The organism is Halorubrum aethiopicum (assembly GCF_001542905.1).
Lineage (GTDB): Archaea > Halobacteriota > Halobacteria > Halobacteriales > Haloferacaceae > Halorubrum > Halorubrum aethiopicum.
The window spans coordinates 1,064,945-1,079,284 of the sequence record NZ_LOAJ01000001.1; the positions used below are offsets into that span (position 1 = coordinate 1,064,945).

14 protein-coding genes and 1 pseudogene are annotated in these 14,340 nt (G+C 66.3%); 13 read left to right on the top strand and 2 right to left on the bottom strand.

The annotated features are described in order from the left end of the window. The 4 genes from AXA68_RS05190 (at position 1) to AXA68_RS05205 (ending at position 3,244) form a co-directional block, all read left to right on the top strand. Positions 1–726, top strand: coding sequence for an archaellin/type IV pilin N-terminal domain-containing protein (locus tag AXA68_RS05190; RefSeq protein ID WP_066413747.1), 726 nt, complete (start codon positions 1–3; stop codon positions 724–726). 176 nt (positions 727–902) lie between these two features. Further along, a complete protein-coding gene (locus AXA68_RS05195; RefSeq protein WP_066413749.1) occupies positions 903–1,511 on the top strand; it encodes an archaellin/type IV pilin N-terminal domain-containing protein in 609 nt (202 codons plus the stop codon). A gap of 2 nt (positions 1,512–1,513) precedes the next feature. Continuing rightward, a complete protein-coding gene (locus tag AXA68_RS17560) occupies positions 1,514–2,521 on the top strand; it encodes an archaellin/type IV pilin N-terminal domain-containing protein (RefSeq protein ID WP_269799187.1) in 1,008 nt (335 codons plus the stop codon). An 84-nt stretch (positions 2,522–2,605) separates the two neighbouring features. Beyond that, a complete protein-coding gene (locus tag AXA68_RS05205; RefSeq protein WP_066413753.1) occupies positions 2,606–3,244 on the top strand; it encodes a DUF7500 family protein in 639 nt (212 codons plus the stop codon). 478 nt (positions 3,245–3,722) lie between these two features. Here AXA68_RS05205 and AXA68_RS05210 read toward each other — a convergent pair whose 3' ends face one another. Further along, a complete protein-coding gene (locus tag AXA68_RS05210) occupies positions 3,723–4,199 on the bottom strand; it encodes a zinc ribbon domain-containing protein (protein ID WP_066413755.1) in 477 nt (158 codons plus the stop codon). A gap of 155 nt (positions 4,200–4,354) precedes the next feature. Further along, a complete protein-coding gene (locus AXA68_RS16635; RefSeq protein WP_157884781.1) occupies positions 4,355–4,969 on the bottom strand; it encodes a hypothetical protein in 615 nt (204 codons plus the stop codon). A gap of 238 nt (positions 4,970–5,207) precedes the next feature. On the opposite strand from AXA68_RS16635, the gene AXA68_RS05215 reads away from it, so the two are divergent. The 9 genes and pseudogenes from AXA68_RS05215 to AXA68_RS05255 all read left to right on the top strand — a co-directional run bounded on the left by AXA68_RS05215 (position 5,208) and on the right by AXA68_RS05255 (position 14,336). After that, positions 5,208–6,830 (top strand): hypothetical protein, encoded by a 1,623-nt coding sequence (locus tag AXA68_RS05215; RefSeq protein ID WP_157884782.1) that lies wholly within the window; start codon positions 5,208–5,210, stop codon positions 6,828–6,830. 111 nt (positions 6,831–6,941) lie between these two features. After that, positions 6,942–7,298: a chemotaxis protein CheY gene (cheY, locus tag AXA68_RS05220; protein ID WP_023498899.1), complete on the top strand. Its 357-nt coding sequence runs from the start codon at positions 6,942–6,944 to the stop codon at positions 7,296–7,298. Next, positions 7,298–8,500, top strand: coding sequence for a chemotaxis protein CheC (locus tag AXA68_RS05225; protein ID WP_066413762.1), 1,203 nt, complete (start codon positions 7,298–7,300; stop codon positions 8,498–8,500). Before cheY ends, AXA68_RS05225 begins: the two co-directional genes overlap by 1 nt. Then, positions 8,497–9,018 (top strand): chemotaxis protein CheD, encoded by a 522-nt coding sequence (locus tag AXA68_RS05230; RefSeq protein WP_066413764.1) that lies wholly within the window; start codon positions 8,497–8,499, stop codon positions 9,016–9,018. Before AXA68_RS05225 ends, AXA68_RS05230 begins: the two co-directional genes overlap by 4 nt. 92 nt (positions 9,019–9,110) lie before the next feature. Then, a pseudogene (locus tag AXA68_RS05235) lies at positions 9,111–10,918 on the top strand (FlaD/FlaE family flagellar protein). Then, complete coding sequence (locus AXA68_RS05240) at positions 10,908–11,369, top strand: flagellin (RefSeq protein WP_066413766.1); 462 nt, start codon at positions 10,908–10,910, stop codon at positions 11,367–11,369. The pseudogene AXA68_RS05235 and the gene AXA68_RS05240 overlap by 11 nt, the downstream one beginning before the upstream one ends. Next, positions 11,370–11,855 (top strand): flagellar protein G, encoded by a 486-nt coding sequence (locus tag AXA68_RS05245; RefSeq protein ID WP_066413769.1) that lies wholly within the window; start codon positions 11,370–11,372, stop codon positions 11,853–11,855. Then, positions 11,856–12,608 (top strand): ATPase domain-containing protein, encoded by a 753-nt coding sequence (locus AXA68_RS05250; RefSeq protein WP_066413772.1) that lies wholly within the window; start codon positions 11,856–11,858, stop codon positions 12,606–12,608. Positions 12,609–12,662: 54 nt separating this feature from the next. Next, the gene (locus AXA68_RS05255) at positions 12,663–14,336 is read left to right on the top strand and encodes a type II/IV secretion system ATPase subunit (protein ID WP_066413775.1); all 1,674 of its coding nucleotides are present in this window, start codon (positions 12,663–12,665) and stop codon (positions 14,334–14,336) included. Positions 14,337–14,340: the final 4 nt, after the last annotated feature.

Consider the following 14,340-nt stretch of genomic DNA (forward strand, 5'->3'; position numbering starts at 1 on the left):
ATGTTTGAGTTCATCACCAACCCTGAAGAGCGCGGTCAGGTGGGTATCGGGACGCTCATCGTGTTCATCGCGATGGTGCTGGTGGCGGCGATCGCCGCTGGCGTCCTGATCAACACGGCCGGGTTCCTCCAGACGCAGGCGGAGGCAACGGGACAGGAAAGTACCGATCTCGTCTCCGAGCGGATCGACGTGACGAGCGAGGTCGGTATCGTCTCGTCGAGTAACACTAACGAACTAGCTGAGATCCGTCTGAGCGTCTCGGGTGCGCCCGGTGCTGACCAGATCGATCTGAGTGAGACGACGATTCAAGCAGTCGGTCCCAACGGACAGGCAAATCTCGTCTTTACATCCGTTGACGCAGATGACCAAGACCTCAGTTCGGGTGATGCGGACTTCGCCTACAAAATCGAGCAAGGCGAATTCGCGGTGCTGAAAAGTGATGGTTCTATCGCTACTGACAGCGACGCAGTTCTCGGTGATCAGGACCAGTTTACCATCGTCGTGAATCCCGCAGCCCAGCCGTTCGGTTCTTTAGATGACGGTGATACTGCTTCGTCAGTGTACGGTAGTAGCCAATTCAATGCCATCGCTGGCGACCCGAGCAATATCTTTGGAGAGGGAGAAACGTCTTCGCTCACCATCGTTTCGCCGTCTTCGGCGACGACATCGGTTGAACTGACGGCACCTGATCTGTTCAACACCAACGGCGAAGCGGTTCGGCTGTAACGGCTCTTCTTTCGACTGTCTCTTTTGTTTCTAAAATCTGCCACGTTTTAGAAGCATTCTAATCGGATGGTTCTTGCTTGTTATCGATATAGATAATCTAGACCTACCGCTTATATGACTGTTCATATTTCTCATGAGTACGGCCCGAGATCGGTACTCACGGGCGCAAACACACGATGTTCGAAACAATACTGGACGAGGAAGAGCGCGGTCAGGTGGGCATCGGGACGCTCATCGTGTTCATCGCGATGGTGCTGGTGGCGGCGATCGCCGCCGGCGTCCTGATCAACACTGCCGGGTTTCTTCAAACACAGGCAGAGGCAACGGGCGAAGAGAGTACAGCACAGGTGAGCGATCGGCTCCAAGTCGTGAGCCAATCCGGAACATTTGACGACGCTCTTGACCCAGGGCAGATTGTCGAGCTTGATTTCGTGCTTGCTCAGTCACCGGGTGCATCCAACGTTGATCTGAGTGAGACTTCGGTCGAACTCATCGGACAGGACGGTCAGGAGACGTTCACACTCACTACTGCTGATGATGGGACCGGTATTGACATGTTCAAAGGTGAGAACTCACCCGTCCTAACCGACAGCAGTGACCGCGCCCAAGTGACGATCGGACTTGATTCGAGTAGTACCTTGGTCGACAACAACGCAGGTAGTAGCGCCTACGTTCTTGAACAGGGTGAGTCGCTTACGGTGACGTTCACGACCGCGAGCGGTGCGACGACGACGACGGAGATCCGCGTGCCAAGTACCGTCGTCAGTGATTCCGTGAGGCTGTAACAATGTTTGAGTTCATCACCAACCCTGAAGAGCGCGGTCAGGTGGGCATCGGGACGCTCATCGTGTTCATCGCGATGGTGCTGGTGGCGGCGATCGCCGCTGGCGTCCTGATCAACACGGCCGGATTCCTTCAGTCACAGGCGGAAGCAACGGGACAAGAAAGTACGGACCTCGTCTCCGAGCGGATCGACGTGACGAGCGAAGTCGGTATCGTGGGTAGCGAGGCCAACGGTGAGCTATCGGAGATCCGTCTGAGTGTTTCGGGCGCACCCGGTGCCGACCAAATCGATCTAACTGAAACCACTATTCAGGCTGTCGGGCCTGGTGGGCAGGAGAATCTTGTGTTCACAAGCTCGGCTTCAAACGCAAACGAAGTAACACAGCTATCTGTTCCAGCAATATCAACAGGTGACTCCACCACTAGCGTAACTATCAATTACGACAACATTGATGGACTCGCTTCCGGTGATTCCGATCAAGATCTGGTTGTCGAATATGACGCTGGTGGTGATGGTTCGGTAGAAGACACTACCACGGTAACGGGGACGGCCCTTGACGGCCAAACGATTACCTTTGACTCGAGTGGTACAGGCGACAGTGAGATCAACACCGGAGGATCTCTTGCCGACGGTGACGAATTCACGTTCGACTTACAGGACACTTCCGATAGCACTGTGCTTGAAGAGAGCCCTGTCACGGCAGTTGTTGGAGGCAGTCTCGCCGAGTCTACCACTCTTGATGGCGGCAACAGTGTGGCTAACCTCGGTCCGAATGAATTCGCCGTCGGTTCTGACGGCAGCTTCGAGTCGTCGCCGGTACTTGACGATCAGAACGACTACACGATCCTGATCAATCCCGACGCCGGCGCGCTCGAAAACGATGACGACAGCCCCTTCGGTGAGGGACAGAGCGCCACCCTCGACATAGTTTCGCCCGCGGGTGCGACAACCTCGGTCGAACTCCGCGCTCCCGACCTGTTCAACACCAACGGCGAAGCGGTCAGGCTCTAACGAGCTTCGAACCGCCCGCTAACCACTTTCCCGGCGGCACGTCCGCCCGGAACACCTATTTTCTCGCGCGACAACGCCTACGCCATGAGTGACCACGACGCACCGCCGGCCGACCCCGACGATCTCGATTTCACCGACGACGAGAACGTCGTCGAGATCGGGGAGGGCCGGTACGTCGTCGGAACCAACGGCCGGCCAAACGTCCGGCAGCGATCCGCCGAGTCGGAATCCGATCCCGGCCCGGCGGACGGCTCGGAGTTCCGGTCACCTGCGGATCCAGCGTCTCCCGCCGAGCGCGAGCCGGTCGCCGGCGGGGACGACGCGGGCGGTGTGAGCAGTGCGGGCGGCTCCACGGGCGGGGACGCGGATGTCGACCGCCAAGCCGTGAGCCGGTGGCTGGCCGAGTCCTTCGACGGCGACGGCTTCGACTACGGCGTCGACGTGACGCTCCACGCGAACGGCTCGACCGCCCGCAACCGTATGGTCTCGAACGACGTGACCGCGACGTTCGACACCACCCTCTCGTGGTTCGTCGCCAACGCCGGACCGGGAACCGACCCGGCCGAGGCGCTCGGCCTGCTGCTCGTCGCCGCCGACACGCCGATCGACCTGCCGCCGGTGGTGATCAAGCGGTTCGCGGCGAGCCAGGGTCTCTCCGCCGACGACTCCATCGGCGAGTTGATCCGGGCCGCCGAGGACGCCGGCGGCTTCCGGATCGAGTGAGATCGGGCGATCAGTTGGTCGCGGTCTATTCTAACGCACTGAACACCGCCAAAGCCCCAGCCGTGAGGACTCGCGCGGCTCGTTGTCGTTCGAGACGGCTTCGCCGTCTCGTGATGACGAGAGAGCGAAGCTCTCTCGAACCACGGTCCTCGCTCAGTCGCTATCGCTCCTTCGCTGCGGTGCTTCCTTCGCCGTGCTTCGTCCTCACGGCAGCGAGGCGCTACGCGCCTCTGGAAGCCGGCGGCGTTGCCGCCGGCGACTGCCCCTTTGAGTCCCACCCAACCGCTCCGCACAGCACCTCACGCCTCCCCAGCCTCGTCGGCCGCCCTCCGCTTCGCTTCGGCCGGCCGACTCCCTCGCGTTCCGGTCGCGGGCCTTCGGCTCACTCCCGGGCGCAGGGCGAGAGCGAAGCTCTCGCGTGAAGCCGGCGCGCAGCGCCGGCGACGCCAACCGCACCGCGTATCTATCTCGTCTTGAACTATAGCACGAAGAACAGCACTGCGCCGAGGATCACGAGGACCGCGTACAGCCCCGCCATCGCCTCGCGCTTGAACGTCCCGCCGACCGGCAGCCCGAGCAGCCGCCGGGTCGGCGGGAGGATCGCGATCCCGCCCAGAAGCAGGAACCACGCGCCGGGGTTCGTGATCTGCGTGAGCGCGATCACGATCGTCGCGTATCCGAGCACGTAGCTCCCGCGCCGCCACAGCTGCTCGCGCTCGGTGAGCTCCTCGGCCGCGACGCCGAAGACGTCGGCCGCGGTGACGTCGCCGCTTCCACCCCCGCCGGCTCCGCCAGTACCACTTCCCTTGCCCGACTCCGCGGCCATCTGCTTCGCCTGCCGCTTTACGTACTGGTCGAGCTCCTCGGCGGCCTCCTCGTTCTGCGGCGCGCCGCACTGCGAGCAGAACCGGGCGGAGTCGTCGATCGACGCTTCACAGCGGGGACAGGACTTCATCCTCATCGGAACGGCACCGCGGTCGGGCTTAACTCTTCGGTCCGTATCGCGGATCGACTACGATCTCGTTTCGTTCATTTGGGTCTTCGACCCCTCTATCGACGGTACACGACCGATCCGATAGTTTTCCGATCTGATAATCAGGGGGGCACGTTTTAGTCGGCACGCGGTCGAGTCGTCTCCATCGACTGGCGGCCCGCCGTCCGGCCGGCCGCGCGGACCACGCTAATGTCACAGCCACCCCTGCCCCCATCGACGAACGCGTCCGGTCTCTCGGACGACTCGCCCTCCCTCGACAGCGGATCTATCGGTGCGTCGCTTCTCCGTGGCGTTCTCCTCGTCGTCGTCCTCCTTGGCCTCCTACTCATCGGAACGATCCCGGTCGTCGGGATGTCTTCTCCCGCAGGTGAAGGGACGTCCGTTGACGCCGGAGCCGACGCGATGGCGCTCGACGCGGGAGCGGCAGACGGCCCGGCCACGATCAACGCCTCGTTCGGGTCTGACACGTACACCACGACAGCCGGTGATCTCGTCGAGATGACCGTGAGCGTCGAAGACGGGCCCAAGTACCTTCTCATCGGCGGGAATCGTTTGAGTGATCCGAACGTGCCGGTGGGGTTCGTCGACGTGATCGAGATTAACGGCGAGGGATCGATCAGTCTGACGCTCAACACCCGTACGGCCGGAACGGGGGTGGAGTACGTCTCCGTCACGAGTGAGGAAGGGAGCGCGTCAAGCTGCTCCGTCTCCAGCTGCTCGCTCGAGTTCATCGACGAAGACGGCGAGCCGGTCGGAAGTTCCCTCTCCGAGCTTCCGTCGAGGGCGGGTGCGGACGGATTGGTCCGCCCGCTCGCCTCAGAGCGCTACCGTCTATCGATCGTTGATAATGCGACGTTCACCGTCGACGAGACCGGTATCGTTGCTCCCGCAGCCGGCTCCAGTCGGGCGGATCTCGTCGTGATCGAGCCGGAACGACAGATGATGGAGGAAGTTGAGGTATTCACAACGATGCCGGCCGATCCGGAATCAGATTCTGGCATCGAGTCGATCGGTTCCTTGCGGAGCGCGGGCCTCGAGCGATCGGCCGTCACGAAGGGAGATCGCCTCGTGATCGGCGTCGAGGCCGCCGGGATCTGGGGTGCGATGTCACACCTCGCCGACGACCGGGATGCGGGACCGGTCACTGCTGGCGGGAACGCAACTGGTGCGATTCTCGCCGATCTTCTCACTGCTGAGGAGGGAATTCGCCTACGAATCGAGCAAACGAACCGACCCAATCACGCGACTCCGATCGGACCTGACGAACTCGAGGACGCCACGCTGATCTTCGAGTCGGCGAACGAACTCGAGTCGGCACCGGACGACCCGACCGCCGGCCGTCTCTATCTCGTGATCGACACGAGCGACGGGAACGCGATCGGCGACCGGCTCGATCCCGGCGAGGAGTATCGCGTCGAGTTCGGGCTCGAGGGAGTCGACGGCGAGCGGTATCGCTTTGCCGAGGATCCCGGTGCCGTCGACGCCGATCCTCCCTTCGCCGCCGCTTCCGTCGGCGACGACGGGACTCCCGAGCAGTTCCCGTACCTCTCGACCGACGAGACGGGCGTCTCCGCCGAGGCGACGTTCTCGGTCGAGGAGCGATACCTCCGGTACGACCACGTCACCGACGACGGCGAGATCCTCGTCGACGGCGAGGGCGTCACCGGAACCACCACGCTGTTGCCCGCAACCGAGCTGACGGCCGTGTTCGCCTACGACGGCGGCGAGACGCCGCGAACCTCGGAGTCGACGGTCCGGATCGATGACGGTGGAAACTTCAGCGTCGATCCGGGTATCGGCGAGGCGAAGCCCGGCGATCGTCTAACCGTCGATCTGTACGCCGATTCGATACCCTACGACAGCAGGACGGCGATCGTCGTCGCGGACGCCGAGGAGCCGGACCGGCTGCGGCTCGCCAACGAGACGACCGATCTCAACGTGACCCGCGGCGACACGCTCTCCGAGCTGTCCGTGACGGTTCGAAACGCCGGCGTCGTCGAGAACCGAGAACTCCTGTCGCTCGACGTCGCCGGCGGGGAACTGTACGAGGAGCGGTACGTGACCGTCGCTCCGGACGAGCCGGAAAACGAGACGTTCGACGGGACGACCGTCGATCTCGACCCCGGCACGTACTCGTACACGCTGGCGATCGACGGCGACGAGACGACGGGCACCCTGCGAGTCGAGCCCGATCCCGCGGTGACCCAGATCGACGACGGGACGGACGGCGGCGAGGCGGACGACGCGAACGGGACGGGGACCGGAAACGGAACCAACGTCGCGAACGGCACGGAGCCCGACGACACGGGATCCGGAAGCGAACCCGACTCCGGGAACGGAACGGACCCCGGAGACGGCACCGGGAGTGGGAACGACGCGGCGTCCGGAGACGACGCGGACTCCGGAAACGACGGTGAAACCGCGAACGGCACCGCGGCCGGAGCCGAACCCGCTCCCGACGGAAACGACGGCGACAACCCGGGAACTCCCGCCGGGCCGGCGTCGACTCCCCTCATTCCGGTCGGCACCCGCGAGGCGTTCGGCGGGACGGTCGTCGTGGGCGCGACGTACCTGATCGGTCACTGGGTGTGAGCGTCGGCCGCGCGCCGATCGCGTATCGATCGCGCGCCGCTCGGCGACCGTTCTCAACGATGAGAACCGCGGGCGAGCGGTTAAGTGGACGCCTGCGCCGAGTTCGTGTATATGGCGACGCGCGTGCTCATCGCGGACGATTCGGAGTTCATGCGGAACCTGCTCCGTGAGATACTCGAGGGGGAGTTCGAGATCGTCGGCGAGGCGGAGAACGGGGTGGAAGCGGTGAACATGTACGACGAACACGGCCCCGACCTCGTGATGATGGACATCGTGATGCCCATCCGCGACGGGATCGAGGCGACGACGGAGATCAAAGGCGACGATCCGGAGGCGACGGTTATCATGTGTACGAGCGTCGGCCAGGAGGAGAAGATGAAGGCGGCGATCAAGGCCGGCGCGGAGGGGTACATCACGAAGCCGTTTCAGAAGCCGAACGTCCTCGACGCCATCGGGTCGGCGGTCTGATGCGCGTCGACGTTCGAGCGCTCGGCGCGTGTAACCGGCTCGCGGAACGCGGCGCCGAACGCGCCGCCAACGCGCTGGGCGAGCTGACGGGGTCGGACCTCGCGGTCGAGGTGACGGGCGCGAGCGTCGCCACCGGCGAGGACCTCGCGGAGGCGTTCGCCGGCCGCGAGTCGATCGGCGTGCGGGTCGGGCTCGACGGCGGCCTCGAGGGCGCGGCCGTGCTCGCGTTCGACGCCGAGCAGATCGACGGGCTGCTCTCGGTGTTACCCGGCGGCGCGTCGATGGGTCGGAGCGCGGTGACGGAGGTCGGCAACATCGCGCTCGGCGGCTTCCTCGACGGCTGGGCCAACTACCTCGGGCGGGCGATCGACATGACCCCGCCGCGCTACTTCGAGGCCGACGGCGCGGCGGTCCTGCCGGACGGCGCGCTCGCCGGGGACGGCGTCTTCCTCTTCGAGAGCCGGCTCGACGCGACGGGGACCGACCTCGACTTCTCGATCTACATGCTGCCCGACTCGGGGCCCTTCCGCGACCTCGTGGTCGGGAAGACCGCCGCGGCGGCGACCGCGGGCGCGGAGGGTGCCGGCGGCTCCGCCGGGGGCACGAGCGCCACTGCGGTCCCGTACGAGTCGCTCTCGACGTTCGCGTCGCTGGCGAAGCGCGGCTCGGCGAACGCCGCCGACAACATCGCCATGATGACCGGCCTCGAGACCACCGTCGACGTGAGCCGGCTCCGGTTCGTCCCGCTCGCGGACGTGCCGAGCGAGGTCGGGACGGAGCCGCACGCGGGGACGGTGTTTGAGCTTCGGGGCGAGCCGAGCGGCTACCTCGCGATCCTCTTCTCGGAGGAGTCGGCGGCCGCGATCGCCGAGGCGATGCTCCCGATGGAGCCGGACGAGCCGCTCGGCGACATGGCCGAGAACGCGCTCTGTGAGCTCGGCAACGTGATGACGAGCGGCTTCATCGACGGCTGGGCGAACGTCCTCGGCACGTCCATCTCGCACTCGCCGCCGGAGTTCGTCCACGACATCGGGTCGGCGACGGTCAGCCCGCTCGTCGCCTCGCTGAGCCGGCGTCAGGACTACGGCTTCGTCATCGACGCCGCCATCCGGACGGAGGGGGTCCAGGCGCGGTGTGACGTGTACGCGCTCCCCGACGAGCGCGAACTGGCGGCGGCGCTGGAGCGACTCTCCGGGACATGACCCACCTCACGCCGTCGGGAGACGGGACCGCTCCGGACCGGGGCGATCCCCCCCGACGCGTGAAGGTCGGCGTCGGCGACCTCGCCGTCGCGAGCGACGGGGCCACGCTGACGACGAGCGGGCTCGGCTCCTGCGTCGCGATCGCGATCGTCGACCCGGAGACCGACACGCGCGGACTCCTCCACGCGATGCTCCCGTCCGCCGACGGGGACGCCTCCCGCACGCCCCGTCCGGCGAAGTACGTCGACGCGGGGCTCGACGCGCTCCTCGACGAGCTGGCGTCGGCCGGCGCGTCGCCCGGTCGGCTCGAGGCGCGGCTCGTCGGCGGCGCGGAGATGCTCGACCTCACGGCCGCGGTCGGTCCGCGGAACGTCGAACGCGCCCGCGAGAGCCTGGAGCGCGCCGGGATCCCGATCGTCGCCGCGGACGTCGGCGACGCCGTCGGCCGGACGGTGCGGTTCCTGTCCGGCGGCGACCTCGCCGTGCGGGCCGCGGACGGCTTCGAACGGACGCTGTAGGGGCCGCCGGGGGCGCTCCCGTCCCGCGCGTGTTCTCACGCCTGATATTTTGAGGGGTGGGTTGAAGTGTCGTCTGGCGGTTGCTGTGATCAATGGGCCTCGAACTATCGGCGTGGGGCGTCTCGACGGTCGCTTGGACAGTCGCCACGCTGGGGCTCGTCGGTGCGAGCGTTCTCGACCGGTTCCTCGACGACGACGGCGACGACGCGGACGGTGGCGACGAGGTCTTCGGCGGCGGAACAGGAGGAGGCGGCGGCATGGCCGGTGGTATGGGAGGCGGCGACGGGATGGGCGGTGGCGGTATGGGGGGAGGCGGTGGCGGTATGGGGGAGGCGGTGGCGGTATGGAGGGAGGCGACGGAATGGGTGGCGGGATGGGCGGCGGCGGCTTCGACGACTTCGACGGGATGGACGAGTGGGACGACGACTTCGGCGACGGCGGGGACGGGAGCGGCTCCGGCACCGACGAGCTGGAGAAGCGGCTCGACGACCTCGAGGCGGAGGTCGCCACCCTCTCCTCGACGGTGTCGACGGTGCGCTCGGAGAACGAGGAGATCTCCGCCGCGGTCGACGACATCGAGGAGGACGTTCGGAACCTCCTCGACATCTACGAGATGGTCACCCGCGGGATCAACCCCTTCGTCGACGAGTCCGGCGGCTTCAACGGCGGCGGTGCCGCGGAGAACTCCTTCGGCCTCTTCGACGACGACGGCGACGACGAGGCCGAAGCGGAGCTCGACGACGACGTCGCGAGCGCGGACGCGGACGGGTTCTTCGACGAGGAGCTGCTCGACGACGACCTCGAGGACGACTTCGACGACCTCGAGGAGGCGGACGACGGGGGCGAATCGAGCGGCGAACCGGACGACGGCGAACCCGCCGACGCCGCGTCCGAGACCGACCCGGCGGAGGAAGACGACGACATGAACGACGACGGAAAGAGCTTCAGCGAACTCAAAGAGGAGTACGACGCCGGGGAGGCCGACTGGGCCGACGACGCCGGCGACGAGACGGCGTCCGGGGAGGACGCCTTCGAGGACGGGACGGACCCGTTCGACGACGACTTCGACGACGACTTCGAGGACGGCATCGGCAACGACGGCCTCGACGAGGACTCCCGAGACGGGATCGGATCCGACGCCGACGGGGAGTTCGAGGACGACGCCGTCGAGACGCAGCCGGGACCGGGGACGGATCCGCACGGGGAGTCCGCCGCCTCCCCCGGCCCGAAGCCGGGCGGCGACCCCGCCGAGGCGAACGGGGACGGCTTCGAGTACGTCGGCCGCGACGACCTCTCGGGCCGGCGCGGCAAGCCGTACCTCACCGAGCTGCCCGGCGACTACGTCGGCGACCTGCTCGTGATGGAGTGGCTGGAGTTCCTCGTCTCCGAGAGCGACGTCACCGACGCGGTGCGGGCGGTGAACTACTACGAGCGCATCGAGTGGGTCGGCTCCGACGCCGCCGCGCGGCTCCGCGACTTCCTCTCGGGCTTCGGCACGATCGACCGCAACCTCGTCGACCGGCCGGGAACCGACCGGCTCGTCCGCGAACACCACACGCGGAGTCTGCGGTACATCACCCAGCTCAACGGGACGGGCGGCCACCTCGTCCTCCTCGACCGATGGGACGACCTCGCGGGCGGATCGATGGTCGGCGGCGGACCGCCGGCCGCGCCCCGTGGCTCCCGTGGCCGGGACCGACGCGGAGCGCCGTCCAACGGAACCGCGGAGACCGCCGGAGAGCGGTCGAACGGGACGGATACGCGGGACGGAACCGGTCGTCGCTCGCGGACGGGCGACGGTCGCGGCCGGAACGGCGGGTCCCCCCGACCGATGAACGACCCGGATCCGCATCCCGACCGAGCCGACCCGGCGGACGGAGGGTGGGGAGATGGGCGTTAGCGTCTCGGCGTCGACGGCCATCATCGTCGCGGGGATGTTCTTCGCCTTTACCGCCTTCTACCCCGTCGCGGCCAACGGGTTCGACCGCGTCACCGAAGGCGAACGCGACGTCCACGAGCGGGCGCTCGAACGACAGAACACGGCCTTCTCCGTCGACTCCGCGACGTTCAACGCGAGCGGGAACGACCTGCTCGTGGTGAACGCGACCAACGAGGGCTCGGTCGGGCTCGTCGTCGTCGACGCCACGCTGGTCGTCGACAACGAGTACGTCGACGTCGCCGAGGCGACCACGACCGTCGACGGCGACGGCGACACGGACCTCTGGCTCGGCGGGGAGACGCTCTCGATCGAGGTCGACGCCACGTCGCTCGAGACGACGGTCACGAGCGACTCCCGCGTCGTGCTCGTCGTCGAGTCCGGCGTCAGGTCCGCCACGGGGGTGAGCGCGTAGATGGCGTCCGTTCCGGTCTCCCACCTCATCCTGTTCGTCGCCAGCCTCGTGATCGCCGCCGGCGTCGTCGGCACGGTCACCACCGGCGTCGACCGGGTGAGTTCGGCCGTCGAGGACGGCAGCCTCGACGCGACCCAGCAGCTCCGCACCGACGTGACGGTGATCTCGGATCCGAACGGCGGGGTGTACAACGGGACCGAGAACAACGTGACTCTTCTCGTGAAGAACACCGGTACACAGCGGCTGGCACCCGACGGCTCCGGGGTCGACGTCGTCTTCGACGGCCAGTACGTGCGGCCGGACGCGACGACCGGCGAGGTCGTCTCCGTCGACGGCGCGACCGCCTGGAGCCGCGGCGACGTGCTCCGGCTCACTATCGACCTCGACGTGGTCGGCGTCGACCCCGCGGGCGGGACGAGCGACCACCGAGTGTACCTCACGGTCAACGGTGACGAGGAGCTGTTCCGGTTCCGGGTGGAGGCGTAGATGCCCCGCGCCGACAACCTGCTGTCTCTGGGCTTAGGCGAGCGCGACCGGCTGAACAAGGAGCTCGGCGGCGGGATCCCCCGCGGGAGCATCGTGCTCGTCGAGGGCGACTACGGCGCGGGGAAGAGCGCGATGTCCCAGCGGTTCTCCTACGGGCTCGTCCAGGAGGGGGCGTCGGTGACGCTGATGTCGACGGAGCTCACCGTCCGCGGGTTCATCGACCAGATGCACTCGCTGGAGTACGACGTGGTGAAGCCGCTGTTGAACGAGGAGCTCCTCTTTTTACACGCCGACTTCGACTCCGGCGGGGCCTTCTCCGACGACGACGGCGAGCGCAAGGAGCTGCTCAAGCGGCTGATGAACGCGGAGGCGATGTGGAACTCCGACGTGATCTTCCTCGACACCTTCGACGCCATCTTCCGGAACGACCCCACCTTCGAGGCGCTCGTCCGGAAGAACGAGGAGCGACAGGCGGCACTCGAGATCATCTCCTTCTTCCGGGAGATCATCTCCCAGGGGAAGATCGTCGTCCTCACGGTCGACCCGTCCGCCGTCGACGACGACGCGATCGGGCCGTTCCGGTCGATCGCCGACGTCTTCATCCAGCTCCAGATGATCGAGGTCGGCAACGACATCCGCCGGCAGATCAACGTGAAACGCTTCGCGGGCATGGGCGAACAGGTCGGCGACACCATCGGCTTCTCCGTCCGATCGGGGACGGGGATCGTCATCGAGAGCCGCAGTGTCGCCTGAGGCGCCCGTCGAGGAAGCGTCCCCGTCGAGAACCGACATCACGAGACACGAACGATGACCGAACACGGCACCGCGAAACCGTCCGACGAGCTCCGGAAGGCCGCCATGCGCCGGCCGCACCTCCGGGAACACCTCAAGGAGTTCAAACAGATCACCGGGGAGTTCCCCCTCTTCATCGAGGAGCCGAAAAGCGAGTACGAGTCGAACCGGCCGAACGTGCTCTACCCCGTGGGCGGGCCGATCTACTGTCACGTGTACGGCGACCTCGGCCAGGAGACGAAGTACTACGCCATCGAGCCGGAGATGTCCGGGCCGCAGGCAACCGTCCTCGACCGGGTGAAGAACAAACTGCTCGCCGCAAGCGGCGACCACACCGCGCCGGCCTCCGAGGCCGAGTACGACGACCTCATCGAGGAGCTGCTGGAGGACGTCACCTACATCCAGAACGGTCGGACGGGCTGGAAGTCGACCGTCTCGAAGCTCCTCAACGTCGGGAAGCTGTCGGTCACCGAGGAGACCTACGAGAGCATCCGGTACCGGCTCAACCGCGACATCGTGGGGCTCGGCCCGCTCGAACCCGTGATGCGCGACCCGGCGAACGAGGACATCCACGTGATCGGCCCCCACGAGTGTCACGTCGATCACGGCACGTTCGGCATGCTCGAGACCACCGTCGACTTCGGGACGCCCCAGGAGTTCGACAACTGGCTTCGCAACATGGGCGAGCGGATCGGCGACCCGCTCTCCGACTCCGACCCCATCGTCGACTCGACGCTGCCGGACGGCTCGCGTATCAACATCATCTACTCCGACGACGTCTCGCTCAAGGGCTCCTCGCTCACGATCCGGCAGGGCGAGGACGTTCCGCTGTCGGTCAACCAGATCACCAACTGGGGGACGCTCTCGCCGCAGCTCGCGGCGTACCTCTGGCTCTGTCTGGAGAACGAACAGACCGTCTTCGTCGTCGGGGAGACCGCGTCCGGGAAGACGACGACGCTGAACGCCATCCTCTCGTACATCCCGCAGGACTCGAAGATATACACCGCCGAGGACACCGCGGAGGTCGTCCCGCCGCACAACACCTGGCAGCAGCTGTTGACCCGCGAGGGCGGCGGCGAGGGATCCTCCGATGTCGACATGTTCGACCTCGTCGCCGCCGCGCTGCGGTCTCGTCCCGACTACATCATCGTGGGCGAGGTCCGGGGCGCGGAGGGTCGCATGGCGTTCCAGGCGGCCCAGACGGGCCACCCGGTGATGTTGACGTTCCACGCCTCGGACATCGTCTCGATGATCCAGCGGTTCACCTCCGAGCCGATCAACGTCCCGGAGACGTTCATGGACAACGCCGACGTGGCGCTGTTCCAGAACCGGGTGAAACAGGGCGACGACGTGCTCCGGCGGGTGACGAGCGTCCAGGAGATCGAGGGGTACTCGAAGGAGATGGAGGGGGTCGTCACCCGCGAGGTGTTCAGCTGGGACCCCGTTGAGGACGAGATCGTCTTCCAGGGGATGAACAACTCCTACGTGTTAGAAGAGCAGATCGCGACGCTCCTGGGGTACGCGGACACCCGCGACATCTACGACGACCTCGAGTTCCGCGCGGAGCTGATAGAGCGGATGATCCAGGAGGGGATCTTGGGCTACCACGAGGTCAACGGGGCGATAGACGCCTTCCAGCGCGACGGCGTCGAGGGGCTCCCCTTCGAGATGCACCGGAACGTCAGGTGAGTTC